The organism is Ornithinibacillus jepli, assembly GCF_047228935.1.
Taxonomy (GTDB): Bacteria; Bacillota; Bacilli; order Bacillales; family Amphibacillaceae; genus Ornithinibacillus.
Genome location: NZ_JBFEGG010000002.1, coordinates 511,166 through 526,206 on the forward strand (window position 1 = coordinate 511,166; position 15,041 = coordinate 526,206).

Here is a 15,041-nt window from a genome sequence, read left to right on the forward strand (position 1 = left end):
GTAATTCCTTGGGGTTCATTAAGGTGATTACAATTAAGACAAAACTATATTAATAGTTATTGTATAATGTATTTCGTCTGATTTTTCTTTATAGAATCATGTTTTTCTAAGGGTAAAGTATGGTAAATGGTTCATTCATTAAAAGGGGCCGATATTGTAAAATTTCGACCTCCTCAGCTTAAACAGGTTAGGTACTACACTAGATTAATCAATAATTTCAAAAGTTGGCAAACTGTTTACTAAGTCCACTGTTAGTACAGATACATTTATTATACGTAGTAGCAAGTCAAAAATGTAACGTTCATCATCAGAGTATAAATTAGGATCATCAACTATTCCCGACTTTTTATCAGCTTTCACCTGATATTGGTCAATAATCCATTCAATTGCAGGACGACCATTTACCACATACTCATAAGCCTTATTAGGAATATTAGAAATGGTAATATCATTATTGAACACTATTTTGTCCAATACACCCTTCTTAGGGTGTTTCATCTTTTTAACTTTATACGAAGGATTTGTTTTTCCTTCAATTATAACTTCAGAATAAGGTTCAACTTTTTCGTAATTCAAGTGTAAGTCCGCTAGTTTTCGCCCTATCTCTACATACTGCTCTTTATTTTTTAAAAGTGGTATTCTAGGAAGTTGCTTTGATAAATCATTGCTAAAGAGCTCTTTATATTGAGAGGAATGAAGTACAGCATAAATATAATAAAACATATCTTCACGGCTCATTCCAAAAGACTCTGACACGTATTCTGACATATTTCCAAAATTATCACTAACAAACAATGATTCATTATCGTTTATTTGATTAACAAATACTTTTCCTGTATCCATGTTATGGAAGTTCGGAATATAGTTTCCAATTATAGCAGAGAATTCTCTCTTCGAACCCAATCCAAGAGTATGAATATACTTAAAACTTTCTGGATCAACGCTGAAGTTATGAAATCTACCTGGCATTTCAATTATATCACTTTCATAATACAACCATTTTTTACAAAAAGGTCTATATTGACTTAACACAACATTATCTTTATTAACTTTTATAACTTGAGATTTCTCGAACTTCCTCTTTAATGCCCTACTCCAATTAACGAATGAACCTTCTGTATTGATTAACGTTACATTTCCAGTTTCCCCTATTTTTTTTAAGCGTTCAATTTCTGAATTATAATTCTCGACCATGCGATTAACATTTTCTATGACTTTTTCTTTTGAGAATCCGTATACCCAATAATCCCTACTTGTAGTAATTCCAATCATCATTTCATTAAATACTCTCTTATCGGAGTCAGAAAATAAAGGAGCAAAAGTTTGATACCTTTCATCTCTTTGGTTTAACCAATCATTATTATCATCAGGAGTAATTTTATTCCAACTAATTCCTTTAACTGATTTAAGCTCGGCAATGGTAGATAACTTTTGGTCTTTATTTAGGTAATCACCAATGTCATAGTAGTCAATTTCATGATTTTCTGACCCATCTTTTACTAGAATTGTTATCGCAACTGAGGATCTACTTCCTTCTCCAAAGACATTTCCTGCTTCCTTCCTTCTCTGTTCACCGGACGTTCTAGCATCACCTCTAAGGTTAAAAACATATATGTAATTAAACTCCTCATGCCAACATTTTCGTAATCCATCTGTAGCTTGGCTGTCTATAAATGAGCCATTTGTAACAAAGCCAATTACACCTTTTTCTCCAATTCTATCTGAAGCCCATCTAAAAGCTCTTATAAAACTATCATAAAGGGTTTTTTTCATTTTGGCTTTTGTGAACTTAGCATAAGTATTGGAGATTCTACCATCTAAATTTGGATATTCGTTATTTGCATTATTATCATTTTCACTTGATTGTCCTGCAGAATATGGCGGGTTCCCAATTATAGCAAAAATTGGTTCACTACGTTGTCTCTCTAGTCGCTCATTGTTCTCACCAAACAATTCATCTTCAAATGAATCCTCTTTCTCTGTACTTTCAAATGTATCTGTTAAAACAATTCCTTCAAAAGGCTTGTAGTCTTCATTTAGAATTGAATGGAATGTTTCTTCTATATTAATAGCAGCGATATAGTAACTCAATAACACAATTTCATTGGCATGAAGTTCTTTTGTATACTTCCTTAATAAGTCTTCTTTGGAAATCAATCCACTCTGCAACAATCGTACTATAAACGTTCCTGTACCTGTGAAAGGATCAAGTACATGAACCCCTTTGTCGCTAATCGACTTATCAAAATGTTTCTTTAACACTTCTTCTACAGAATTAATGATAAAGTCTACGACTTCAACAGGCGTAAACACAATTCCCAATCTTTCCGTTGTTTCTTTAAATCCAACTCTAAAGAACTTATCATACAATTGAATAATAATGTCCTGTTTTGCTTTAAGATTATCAATTCCTTCAGCTCTTATACGTACACTTTCATAGAACTCCTCCAGACGCTCTTGTTCCTTCATAAGTCCTTGTTTATCCATGACATCCAATACAGCGTCCATAGCTTGAGAAACAGGGTTGTCTTTCGCAAAACTATAGGATTCAAATAATGCTTCAAAAACTGGTTTTGTAATTAAGTGCTGGGCCAGCATTTCAATTGACTGTTGTTCTGAAATAGAACCGTTTATATTATGACGCAGTCCTGAAATAAACTTTTGAAATGCCTTATACGCTCCACTATTAGTATTCTCGAGCATAACTCGAATACGCATCATATGCTGTTGAGCAATTTCAGCGACGTCTTTTGACCAATCTTCCCAATAGCGTACATTCCCTACTTTCTTTACGATCTTGCCATAAATAGCTCGTTCAATGTCTGAAAAACCTTCTTCATCAAGACTGAGAGCTAACTGCTCAGTTTCTTCTGTTATTGTAAATCCGCCTTCACTTTCATCAGGTGCTGAACCTACACCAATAACTTGTAACTGGTCTGGCTTCCTTTTATTCAATTCCAATTTATTAATCGTAGCATCAAAGCGTTCATCTATAGAACGTAGTGCGTTTAGAACATCCCAAACTACCTGGTATTTTTCATTTTTATCTAATACACTATTAGCGTCTATACCTGCTGGAATACCAATTGGAAGAATAACATATCCATAGTCTTTTCCTGGTGCTTTTCGCATAACACGCCCTACTGCCTGTGCAATATCAATCCGTGATTTACGAGGTTTTAGGAACATAACTGCATCCAAATCAGGGACATCTACACCTTCCGTAAGAAAACGTGCATTGGAAAGGATACGACATGTATTAGCTGGAACTTCAGATTTCAACCAAGAGATTTTTTCATTCTTCTGTAAGGCATTCATTGATCCATCTGCATGATCTATTTCTACACGCACTGGCTCTCTTTGGTCTCCTGAAGTATTAATGTACATGTCCACCACTTCGGTAAACATTTCCTTAATCAGTTTTGACTCACGTATTGTTCCAGTAAAAGCAATTGCACGTTTCATAGGATTAGTAGAGATAACATTGGAATTACTTTTTCGTTTAATTAAACCATTCCAACAACCGATGATTTTCGTTACATCATCAAACTCTAGTTCTGTATCACGTTTATTAGCCAACATGTTTTGAAAACTTCGAGCAATCATTTCTTCATCAACAGCTAGAACCATTACCTTATAGTCTGTTAAAATACCCTTATTTACTGCATCTCCAAATCCTATACGGTAAAATTCCTCACCATATATACTTTCGTCGTTCATATCTGCAATTACAACAGACATTTCATCTGCCTTTTGCTTAGCATCTTCCCCATAAATACGTGGCGTTGCTGTTTGATACAAACGTTTTTTAGCTTTTATGTTATTGTCACTATGTATTTTAACAAAAGCACTAGCTTCTTTTCCTGATTCAGTTGCACCAGTTGTACGATGTGCTTCATCACACACAACTAAATCAAACTCATAAAAGCCATTTTTCTGAGCTTCGATAATGACATCAATAGACTGATATGTTGAAAATACTACCATGAATTTACTTTGACTATCAGCTGAATCTATAACCTTCTGACGTTCCAGTAACTTTTGGTAATCAGTCGTTGCTGGATAACCTAAGTCTGCTGCAGCAATATCCTCAATTTCACTTTCACCTTTAGCTTTCTTCGTTACTTTTCTGTCCGAACATACAGCAAAAGTATCCATATCGTGGCGAAACTTAGAATCAGCAGTCCAACCTCTTAAAGATTGCGAAAGTAACTGAATACTTGGGACAAGATATAGTACCCTGAAAGGATCCTCCTTCTTTTCTGCCATTTTCTCGGCAATAACCATAGAAGTATAGGTTTTACCTGTACCAGGTGCCATTATCAACTTCCCACGATCAGCTGTTTTAAATCCGTTTAACACCGCTTCAATAGCAGGAAGCTGATGAGGACGTGGTTCCTTTGGTGATTTCAATGCAACTTTCTCAGGCTTCTCAAATGAGAATTGCGACCAATCAATTTCGCTCTCACGCAGTTGTGATAATCCAATACGGGCAATGTTTTTATCACGGTTTAATAAAGCGTCATCTGCATTATCACTCCATTTATCTGTTGAAGTTACAATAATCCCTTCAGCATAATAACTCTTTCCTACTTCATTTAAAAAAGAATCTATATGAGATTTTTGGATTGATGTGTTTTTTGAGTAATACTTACATTGAATTGCAAATAGCTCACCGGTTTCCCTATTACGAGCAACTAAATCTACACCAGTGTCCCTCTTCGGAATACCATACTTTTCAGGAACATCCGCTAACATCCATACTTCATCAAATAAACGTGCATACATAGGTTCCTTTTTTAAATATGCTGCAACCAGTAATTCAAAAAGTGTCCCACGATCACGTTGTGACATGTCATCTCGTTCTAAATTAAAGATTATCTTATCGAATGAATGGCTGACTTGATAACTTACTGTTTCTTCCATACGTCTTAATCCCTCCAAATCATCAAAACGCTAGTTCTAAATACTCTTGACTGTTTTGTGATTGATTCTCCTTTTATATTTAATTTTATTCTTCATTTGGTAGAAACTCAAGAGAATATCGGATTACCCCATTTTCTCCAAGTTTATACAGTAAACCTAGAAGGTTTAGGTGTCTTTTAGTGTAGTCTCAAACTATATCACTCTTCTAAATACAAAAAAGACTACTAGATAGTATTTACTTCTTAACTAGTCAGTAGTTTCTTCTTCAACAAATATCATCAATATTAATCTTCCACTGTACCTTTCACAATTAAAGAAAACTATGGCTATGGGATTGCACTATAGGTTTAATTTTCCCTATTCTAAAAACGACAATCAAGAAATTGTATTCGAGAAATCATCAGATATCTTTCTAAAGCAACTCAATTCGAAGATTTTGTTGTATCTATTATGAAGAGTCAATATGGAGGAAAAGCTTTTACTACCTTGAAAACAGGAGACTATGGAGTAGACTTCGAGCATGAAAGAGAAGATGGACTCTATTTAGGCCAAGTTAAGGCATATAAAGAACAATCTTGACTATACTCCTATCGCCTTGATTCACTCAAATATGGTGAAGCGAGGGACTACAGGAGGTTATGTTGTTACAACATCCGATTTTAATCCTGCAGCTAAGAAATATGCTAAGGATCTGAATATTGAGCTGATTGATGGAATAAAGCTAGTGACATATTGGCTTGAAGCAATGGAAAATAAAGTGTATGAGCCAAATGAGGAGTTTGCATGATAAGCATAGGGACGAGTCTATTATACGTCCCTATGTCATTAATAATCTAAAATAAAAAAAGTATCGTAGAGTTAGAAATAGTTAAATTTGACTCTCTATTACTTTATTTTAGGCTCTCTAATGGAAAATCTAAGATATCATTTACAGAAAATCTAAGCGACTTACCATTAGCATTAATCCCCCTTAAAGATAAATAAGAATAAAAATCCTTAGAAGTTAAAATGTTCACAGCTTCATCTAAGCTTTTTTCAGCTAAAGGAATAATATAAAATCCAGAATATGGAATTATATCTTTGTCTAATTGATAGACTTTAACTTCATTAGTAATAACTGAAGATATCATTAATTTCTCTTGATTCAGATATTGAAGGGCCTGGCTTCTACCATATTCAAACCATTTTGCAGATTTATCTGATTTTCTATCATTCAATTTCTTATAAGCATTTGCAAGATATGCATAGACCCCTGGGAAGTTTGACTTAAACTCCTCCTCACTATATCTTTCTAAGTTACCGTTTAAATAGATATAGGGGAAAATTATATATTCTTCCCTATTAAGGGAATAGCTTCTAGGACTAGCAGCACTTCGAAGTACTCCTTTTTCTAAATAAAACCCTTCTATCTCAATATAATGATTGGACTCACTCAGGATGTTTCTTTTGTCAATAATGAATACTTCATTTAACAAGGTTGCTACACTATTAGATACCTTAAAATAATCCCCGAACTTTTTTGAATTTGTATTTTCATTTATACTTACACCAGCTGAAAAATACCATTTATCTTGTAACAATGTTTTATCTATAATTATTTCTTTTTTGTTATCAACATCATAATATATTAATATATTTTCTGGATTATTATTTATCAAACATAAAATTGCAGGTGAAGTAAGGATGTCTTTCCCAAACACGAAGCTCTCTTTATAATCATAAATTCTCTCAAGTCTATCTTTCATAAGGTTTCTAATATCTTTACCAAATACATTCTTAAATAAGCTATTGGGAACTATGTAAGACATCCTACCATTTATGTTAAGTTCTTTTATACTTTTTTCTATAAATGCGTAACAATAGTCAAATTTTCCATAAAAACACGTAGAGAAATTATTTCTAATAAATTTTCTAACTTCTGTTTCCAATTCCTGATACATGATATAAGGTGGGTTTCCTACAACAAAATCTACTTTTTGTTGTAAATCATATTTTAAATAGTCTACGTTATAAATCTTCCATTTTACATCTTTTATTCCATACTTCCTAACTTCTCGATTTAAATTATTTATACAAATATCAATAATATTTCTATCTATTTCAAAACCCAATATATATTCTTCCAAATCATTCTTTATCTTCTGAATTGAATGATGGAGTGAAATTGATGCCTCAATATATCTAATTACAATTTCTATTAAAATATTCCCTTCTCCACATGAATTCTCTAATATATATTTTCCTAGAATTTCTTCTCCCTCATAGCCTATTGCGTCTAACATTTTCTTCACATATGGTGTAGGCGTGAATATTTGACATTTACTATTCACAATAATTCACCAACGCAAGAGAAAGTTTAATAGTTTTTTCTTCTTTTACTTTCAATTTTAAGAATGAGTCTATGAATTTCATTAATAATTGGCGCCCCTTCATACCTGTCACAAAAGTCTTTCATTTCCATCAATAAATAATCTAGTCTTCTCAACTGATTATCTAATTTTAGTTTTGTATAAAAATCTTTGACAGTATCCCTATTATAATCGCTGCTAACCTCTATTGACAAATCTTTGTTTCTATAAAATATGAATGGCAATTTATTATTATCAGGATGTAAATTTTCTAGTTCTTCTGAATCACATAAGAAATCCTTTTTTCCTCTATTACACATCTTACAACTATTAACTAGGTTATCTATTCCATGAATATCCTTCTTATCATACTCTAATTTTAAATCCAACACCGTTTTTGGTATAAAGTGATCAACTTCAAAATTTGAAGAATTTATTACTTGTGTACTAATTCCACAATATACACATTTATCATGATATAAGTTTCTAAATTTTATGTTAAAACCTTCTCCATTTTTATTTACATAGCTATAGATGTTCCATGCCCTAGGATGTATTGATTTAAAATCATCCATAAAGTCTAATTTCTTTTTACCTAAAGTGTAGTCATATACCTTATATGAAGTATTTCTATAATCGTTTAATTGTTTAGTAATCATAATTAGCTTTAACCTCATTAAATAGATCAATTAACTTATCCAAATCTTCTTTTTCAAATAAAGCTGTGTCATGAAGACCCGTTATGGTTGATTGTATTGTACCAATTAAAACAGGGTCTACTTCATTATCAAGTGTCAACTGCTGTAATACCTCAAACTCTTCAATTATAGCTAAAATAGTACTGTTTAATACTGGTGCCATAACCTCGTTATAATAATCAATTGCTCCATCTGTATTCATCGTACCGTTAGCTTGAAACTTCTTTATCGTTAAAGATCCATCTTCAGGAATATTTTGACTAATTACTATAGTCTTTATAAAAGGTAATACCTGTCTTAAAATAATTTTAAACTGCTCTCCTGTAAATTTACTTAGATTAGAATTTTCATTTTCAAATAATCTAGAATCTATAATAATTATGTTTGAATTGTTTATAATACTATTACTTAATAAAGTTTTATAAGTGTCCGTACTTTTGAACGTGTAATCGGAAAAATTCAATTGATAGTTAAAATCACGATTATTATTATTATGGTTTTTACAAAAATCGTCCAAGTATCTATCTAGTATATTATCTATTCTATCATCTATATAACTTATATTTATTGTCTTCTTGATCATAGTTTTACCCCCAATTACCCTTTTAAAGTTAAATCAATTTTGAAACCATCTTCTCCATCTATTTCAATAACCTTACCACCATACATGTGTATAGTGTTATTAATTATCCACATTCCTAATCCATGCCCATCTTGTCTAGAACTTTCATGTACATCTAGTATTCTATATGGGTCATTTTTATAAATACTATGTAATCCTCTTCCATTATCAGTATATTTTAACCTTATCAGGTCTTCAATTACTTCTAATTCTATATTTATAATTAATCTGTCTTTAAATTCGTTATGTTGTATACTATTCAATATTAGATTATCAAGAATTACCTCTAATACATCTTCAGTGAATTGATATTCTCTCGGAAATTCATTTATATTTAAATTAAAATAAATCCAATTATATTGTTGTTTCCAAGTATCTATTAAGTGGGAGATTATGTTTTCAATTGAATCAACTCTAGAATTAAACTTCTGCTTTTCAATATTGTTTAGAATAATGTCTAAAAATGCTATTAGCCTAATGTTTATTTCCTCTAAATCTTTCAAAGTTTTAGGCACATTTTTATATGAAACTCTCGTTAATTCCTCCGAATTTAACTCTTCCCAAAAGCCATATTCATCTAAAGAACTGATAATATCTTGAAACCCTGTAACTAGTGCATTTCTTTTATTATGTAATTCGTGTGCAATTGCACTAGCTCTTAATCCTTGAGTTGCTAGAACATTTAAGATTCTTACATCATATTTATGTTTTTGCTCACTTTCTTTATATACTTTCGATTGTTCTATAGCTTCTCTCTGAATATCCTTTATTTCAGTAACCAGAATATTAATTTCTTGTTTTGACATTTTAGTAACAGTTGATGGCTTTTTCAAAAATTCATTAAGTTTCTTTTTTTCCTCTTCTACTTTAACTTCAGTTTTACTCTTATCATCAATTTTTCTAATAATTTTCTGACGATGTCTTTCGAACCTACTTAAACCGAACTGCAAAATCTCTGTAAAAAAGGTGTAATACTCATCCTCTTCCAGGCCTTGTCTATTTGCTAAGTCTTTCAAATTTTTGTTTATCTTTTTATCAATATCAACATATCCAAAAATCTGATTGAATCTCACTCTCCAACTACCCGTTTGATGACTTGCTGCTGCAGGGGATTTTCTTGCACGAGAAGTTATTTCAAGCCAATCTTTAATTCCATCTAAAGAAGAAATACTAAAATTATTCCTATATAGAACTATCCTTGTATCAATACTATCTAATCCGTTATATTTATACATGAATTTCTCAGCTATACGAGCTGGCTGTTTTTCTAGACTAAAATATAATTCAGCACTGAAATCACCTAATTGAGTTAAATAGAAGGTAGAATCCTCAATAAATTTTGAGGATTTTAATTCATTTTCCATACTAAACGTTTCTTTATAATCTTTAACTGAATTGATATCTACTATTTCACTAATTTCCTCCTTAAACTCATCTGATTCTATAGCAACTGTTAACTCCATATTTTTACTATTGTAATCTAAAGATATTTTCGTACTATAGTTGACACCTATTCTTATTTCTTTAAATACCGAATTCACTTGATAAGGTTTTTCTTGATTAAAATGAACAAATACTTTCATTTCTTCACTCTTATAAACTCTATTGAGAAAATCTTTTAATTTCTTTATATCCTTTATTCGCCATTTATCTCTCAATTCTGTTATTTCTATAAAAGTTCCTATTTCAACATTTCCTGTAATTAATTTAATACCAGAATTAACCCAATCAGTTTCCCATTGCACTGGAAGATTTCTTTCTTTTTTAGTCATAATCTTAGCTCTGTCACCTAATCTTGCCAAAGCAAATCTTCCTACACCCTTTGATCCAGTTAAAACTCTACTATTATCTTCATCTATATAACCTTTATCACTTTTCCCAACATGCATCCAGCTTTTCTTTACATCTTCCTCATTCATTCCTTTTCCATCGTCAATAATTTTTATATAATCATCATTTATATAAATATCACAAGTTTTAGCTCCTGCGTCATAACTGTTTTTTAGCAATTCAAAAACCGCGGATTCTTTACTCGTAAAATTTTGTCTACCTAATAGCTCAGCAATCTCTCTATCTTCTATTGTGAATTTTATATTTTCCATATAACCCCTCCTCCTATTTAATGCTTTTATAATTATTATTTAATATTATACACTTTTTTACAATTCATAATTATTTTTTCACTTATGATAAGGCTCTTCGTGATGCATCTAAATGAGGTTTCTTGATAATGAATTAACTATTTTAGGAAATTTCAATATGTATAATTCTTACTAGTTTACTAAATTCTATTACTTTATAATATAGAGCTAGTTAGTATAAGAAAAGTTTACGAGGTGGGAATTTATGTTTTATTTGTTTTTGCTAGTATTAACAGTTTTTCCTTTTATTTTTCTTAATTTAACAAATGACAATGGAAATACACGTCTTAAAATAAACGAAATAATCTTATATATTTGGTTTATTTCATACTTGTTTTTCATCCTTTTTTCTAGTATTTATTTTTCTAACTTAAGTGTAATATTACTTTTAGCTTGCCCCTTGGTTTTACAATTTATTTTTAAAAGGTATAAAGATTCGTATTTACTTCAAGAGCTAAATATAACATTTAATAATTTTCAAAAAGACTTTTTTATTAGAGGAATTATAGTTGGGATAATCACTTTATTCAGTTATTTATTATTTACTAAATTTGGTTATTTAAATTATGGCATATACCTAACTTTCATTATATTAATTATCTTATTCTTTAATATACAAAATTCCCTAAACAAAAATTTTAGTCTCTATTTTATTTTAGTTACTTTTTGGAGTTTGATTTCTAGCGCAGGAGACTTTCAAACAAATTTACTTTTAGTATTAATAAGTTTATTTATTCCGTTAATACCATTAAGTTTATACAAACCCTTCGCCCAAAATACCTATTTACATATTTTTTCCTTTTTTATTTATTTGTGTATTTACGAACTTCTAAAAGATATTGATATTAACTTAATAACACTATTTTTAATGGATTTTACTGTTACGATTTCAATAGTTTTGTTAGGAATCTCATTACTATTTAGTGTCGAGAAAAAAATATTGAAGTCTAGTAACTTTTTTGTTCCACTTTTATTTTTAATAACTATTTCTTTTTTAAACTATTATATTAAAATTACAGACCAATTAATTATCAATTCTTTCGATAAATTAATTATAGTTTTGTCATTAATCACCTTACTTAGAACATATGGTGTTGTCTTAGCAAACACTTATAATTATTCTATTAATAAAAATTCCGAACCGCTGTATGAGAGCTCAAAAAAGGTTTTTATTAATTGGATAGGAGAGACGGTTGGCAAGAGTATTTGGGAGCATTTAATTGGCGTACCATCTAAAAGTAAATCATTAAAATATAATAAGTTTATATTTATAATTATACTAGTTTTACTTTGGGTTATAATTAAATTACAATTTGATAATTTCAAACTAAGTTTTAATCCAAATTACTTTCCTTGGGAAATTATTTACATTTTACTATCTCTCCAATTAATCAATGCTAGTTTAACTATTAAAGCCTGGTTCAAAGTTCATGGTTTTATTGACGAAAAGGCTTTAATCAAATAACAAGTAAAATTGTTGTTTCTATATTTTCATTTTTAGTATGTATTTTAATTCAATACTGGAGCGTCTTTAGTATTTTTCCAAATTGGGCTTTAATTACTTTCGGAATTTTGTATTTGATATCACTTATAATATCTTTTGTTAATTTATCCCTAGACATAACAAATTACAGAGAAAAGCAAAACTTTGATAACTTTAAAATGGCATTAGCCCCTTTAATGATGTTAATATCTATTACAATTACTTTTATAGCTTTCCACTTAAATATAAATACTATTGATTTACTATTTATTTTTCTATCAATCATTTGTTTAGGTTTAGGTTTAATTTCTGGAAAGGTCAGTAAATCAATTTTTGCTGTTTCTGGAATGGTTGTAAAAAAGTTTGACTTTTTAAATATTATTATTTTCATGCTAGTAATAATAATAATATTTAAAGAAATGACCTTCGCTTTCTTATACTATATTGGTTACTATGCTACTACCTCAAAAAATAAAAAGTAGCTAAAAAGTAGACAAATTTAATTTACCTATTCAGCGATGCTTGTTACATACTTAATTATTTACTATAAATTGAATTGGAGTTATATAATGCAAATAACAACATTAATTATTGCAGTTGTTGGTTTAGCATTAAGTCTAGTTAATACGTTAACTTCCATCTATAAAGAGTTTTTTAAAAACCACCAAACCCTTATCTAGATGTATATTGTGATTATGCATATTGGAGATACCCACATAAGCACGATAAAACTCAATGTCAAATCCAAATTGATTTAACTGTGGTACCACGTGTTCATGCTAATATGGTGAAAAAGATAACATTTATTAATAAGAAGCACTCTGAAGTTTTTACAGCATTTGATGATAAAAGTAACTATGTTCACTTTTATAAAATTGAGGAAAATTTATATGGAAAGAAGATTTTCTCCAAACATTCCTTTGATCGGCTAAAGGAGCTTATTACAGAAACAAATAAGGCTAACAGAAAAGATGTAAGAAATATTAACTTACCTGAGAATTTCGCGTATAGTTTTACATTATGTGAAAAATTTGATGGTGCAAGGTATCCCGATAGTTATGAGGACCTTCCAAATGATGGTTGGCATATACAAACTTTAGACTCTTATAAAGAAGTATTTGAAGTACCTATAGAATTTGAGCTAACCAATAACTAGTGTGATCAAGGAACAGAAGTCTAATAGGCTCCTGTTCCTTATTTTATAAAAATTATTAACTAGTTCAAAACCTCATTTACTTATGATAAGGTTCATTCTTAATAATCCGATACCCCCGATAAACCTGCTCCAAAAGCACAAGCCGCATCAACTGATGAGGAAACGTCATCCTAGAAAAAGACAACGCATAATCACTCCGCTTCTGCACCGCTTCACTAATCCCAAGCGACCCACCAATCACAAACGCAATCTTACTCTTCCCATACGTCGCAAGCTCGTCCATTTTAGCCGCAAGCTGCTCGGAGCTTATCATCTTCCCACCAATTTCAAGTGTAATCACATACGTATCCTGACCAACATGGGAGAGAATCCGTTCACCTTCCTTGCGCTTCACTTCCTCCATTTCCGCTTCGCTCATATTCTCCGGTGCCTTCTCATCCGCTACCTCCACGATATCCACCTTCGCATAGGCAGATAGCCGCTTCATATATTCATCGATCCCTTGCTTTAAATACTTCTCCTTCAATTTTCCTACTGATATAATCGTGATTTTCAAGTTTATCCGTCCCTTTCATGCTTGTCTTTCATTAGTGTATCAAATCCTCACGTCTTTCACACCTACCAATTCCCGCTTCCATCCCCTATTTCAACTTTCCCAATAATATTACCACTCCCTCACGAATACATTAAAATGATGAAGAAAAAAGGGGTGATAATCGCTTGAAGGAATATGTAGAGAGTGCATCATACGAGCATCAATTTTGGCTTAACGTCTTATCAGCTCACGCGTCCATTATCCATAACGTGCTTTCCCCGAAAGAAAAAGACGCCATCTCCAAAGCGCAAGGCTTTACGAATACATTCAACACCCTGTTAGAAAAGGCAACTAACCTATCCAACAATAACGTCATCGCTTTTACCAAGGAGGCAGAAACGGCTGCCGAGAAGTTAAAAGACTTTAAGCTTTCCATTATAAAGCGAAGTCTAACTGGGGATATCGGGATCCACCTCTCTCCTACCTGTTTGAACCATATGGTGAATGCCTTAGAGGAATATGTACTCGTGATGAGTTATTTAAAAGAAGGAAAAGCTGCACCCACTTTTCATGAATTACATCACCACCTCATCTGGCTTGCCGCAGCAGCAAATCAAGCAAGAGCGATTCATAACGCATTAGATAGCGTGGAGACGCGACTACAGGAGAAAAGCGAAGGCTTCGCAGTGCGTTTTAACCAATTCTACGTAAAAGCCATTGAACTCACGGGCTTCCTGCGCACCAATCTCACCAATTTCCCGAGCCTCATGAAGTTCAATGAAGACGTCCAAGTAGACATGACCCTATTCCGAACCTTTCTCCAAGAGCTAAAGGAAATGGCACGAACCAATATGGTAATAGGCACGCTCTCCCCGGAGATGCTTGACTTATTTGACCAGAAAGCTTCCTACTTTCTACAGAAGCTAAAGGAATCAGCCAACAGGAGCTGACTCTACGAAACTACTAAGGAGAATCTCCTTAAAGCCTAGATTCTCCTTCCTAGTAAAAAAATATCATCTTTTCTACCTTTTATTTCCACTTTTTCTGCTAAATCCGAATTTTTCTCTACTTTTAGTAGAAGTTTTAGGCCATAAGATACCAATATCCATTGACATTCCTCGACATAGATTTA

Annotated in this window: 10 protein-coding genes; 4 read left to right on the forward strand and 6 right to left on the reverse strand. The window is 31.6% G+C overall.

Annotated features, from left to right (window positions below):
- Positions 1–204: 204 nt before the first annotated feature.
- Positions 205–4,926 carry a DEAD/DEAH box helicase gene (locus AB1K81_RS10605; protein WP_412976630.1) on the reverse strand — a complete coding sequence of 1,574 codons (4,722 nt, stop codon included), beginning with the start codon at positions 4,924–4,926 and terminating at the stop codon, positions 205–207.
- A 562-nt stretch (positions 4,927–5,488) separates the two neighbouring features.
- On the opposite strand from AB1K81_RS10605, the gene AB1K81_RS10610 reads away from it, so the two are divergent.
- Positions 5,489–5,713, forward strand: coding sequence for a restriction endonuclease (locus AB1K81_RS10610; protein ID WP_412976857.1), 225 nt, complete (start codon positions 5,489–5,491; stop codon positions 5,711–5,713).
- Positions 5,714–5,816: 103 nt separating this feature from the next.
- On the opposite strand, the gene AB1K81_RS10615 is transcribed toward AB1K81_RS10610, so the two are convergent.
- The 4 genes from AB1K81_RS10615 to AB1K81_RS10630 are packed head-to-tail and all read right to left on the reverse strand — an operon-like array spanning position 5,817 to position 10,696.
- A complete protein-coding gene (locus AB1K81_RS10615) occupies positions 5,817–7,256 on the reverse strand; it encodes an Eco57I restriction-modification methylase domain-containing protein (protein WP_412976631.1) in 1,440 nt (479 codons plus the stop codon).
- Positions 7,257–7,282: 26 nt separating this feature from the next.
- On the reverse strand, positions 7,283–7,933 hold the full coding sequence (locus tag AB1K81_RS10620) for an HNH endonuclease (protein WP_412976632.1): 651 nt from the start codon (positions 7,931–7,933) through the stop codon (positions 7,283–7,285).
- Positions 7,923–8,555, reverse strand: coding sequence for a hypothetical protein (locus AB1K81_RS10625; protein ID WP_412976633.1), 633 nt, complete (start codon positions 8,553–8,555; stop codon positions 7,923–7,925). Before AB1K81_RS10625 ends, AB1K81_RS10620 begins: the two co-directional genes overlap by 11 nt.
- A gap of 14 nt (positions 8,556–8,569) precedes the next feature.
- Positions 8,570–10,696 (reverse strand): ATP-binding protein, encoded by a 2,127-nt coding sequence (locus AB1K81_RS10630; protein WP_412976634.1) that lies wholly within the window; start codon positions 10,694–10,696, stop codon positions 8,570–8,572.
- A gap of 244 nt (positions 10,697–10,940) precedes the next feature.
- Here AB1K81_RS10630 and AB1K81_RS10635 point away from each other — a divergent pair, with 244 nt between their 5' ends.
- Complete coding sequence (locus tag AB1K81_RS10635) at positions 10,941–12,200, forward strand: hypothetical protein (RefSeq protein ID WP_412976635.1); 1,260 nt, start codon at positions 10,941–10,943, stop codon at positions 12,198–12,200.
- Between the two features lie 802 nt (positions 12,201–13,002).
- The gene (locus AB1K81_RS10640; protein WP_412976636.1) at positions 13,003–13,374 is read left to right on the forward strand and encodes a hypothetical protein; all 372 of its coding nucleotides are present in this window, start codon (positions 13,003–13,005) and stop codon (positions 13,372–13,374) included.
- Positions 13,375–13,450: 76 nt separating this feature from the next.
- Here AB1K81_RS10640 and rlmH read toward each other — a convergent pair whose 3' ends face one another.
- Positions 13,451–13,930 (reverse strand): 23S rRNA (pseudouridine(1915)-N(3))-methyltransferase RlmH, encoded by a 480-nt coding sequence (rlmH, locus tag AB1K81_RS10645; protein ID WP_412976637.1) that lies wholly within the window; start codon positions 13,928–13,930, stop codon positions 13,451–13,453.
- Positions 13,931–14,094: 164 nt separating this feature from the next.
- Between rlmH and AB1K81_RS10650 the strand changes: the two genes are divergently transcribed.
- Positions 14,095–14,859 carry a DUF2935 domain-containing protein gene (locus tag AB1K81_RS10650; RefSeq protein WP_412976638.1) on the forward strand — a complete coding sequence of 255 codons (765 nt, stop codon included), beginning with the start codon at positions 14,095–14,097 and terminating at the stop codon, positions 14,857–14,859.
- Positions 14,860–15,041: the final 182 nt, after the last annotated feature.

Excerpts from the sequence above, each read along its gene's own strand:
- AB1K81_RS10605 (WP_412976630.1), bottom strand. The coding sequence starts at position 4,926 with ATGGAAGAAACAGTAAGTTATCAAGTCAGCCATTCATTCGATAAGATA.
- AB1K81_RS10620 (WP_412976632.1), bottom strand. The coding sequence starts at position 7,933 with ATGATTACTAAACAATTAAACGATTATAGAAATACTTCATATAAGGTA.
- AB1K81_RS10625 (WP_412976633.1), bottom strand. The coding sequence starts at position 8,555 with ATGATCAAGAAGACAATAAATATAAGTTATATAGATGATAGAATAGAT.
- AB1K81_RS10630 (WP_412976634.1), bottom strand. The coding sequence starts at position 10,696 with ATGGAAAATATAAAATTCACAATAGAAGATAGAGAGATTGCTGAGCTA.
- AB1K81_RS10635 (WP_412976635.1), top strand. The coding sequence starts at position 10,941 with ATGTTTTATTTGTTTTTGCTAGTATTAACAGTTTTTCCTTTTATTTTT.
- AB1K81_RS10640 (WP_412976636.1), top strand. The coding sequence starts at position 13,003 with ATGGTGAAAAAGATAACATTTATTAATAAGAAGCACTCTGAAGTTTTT.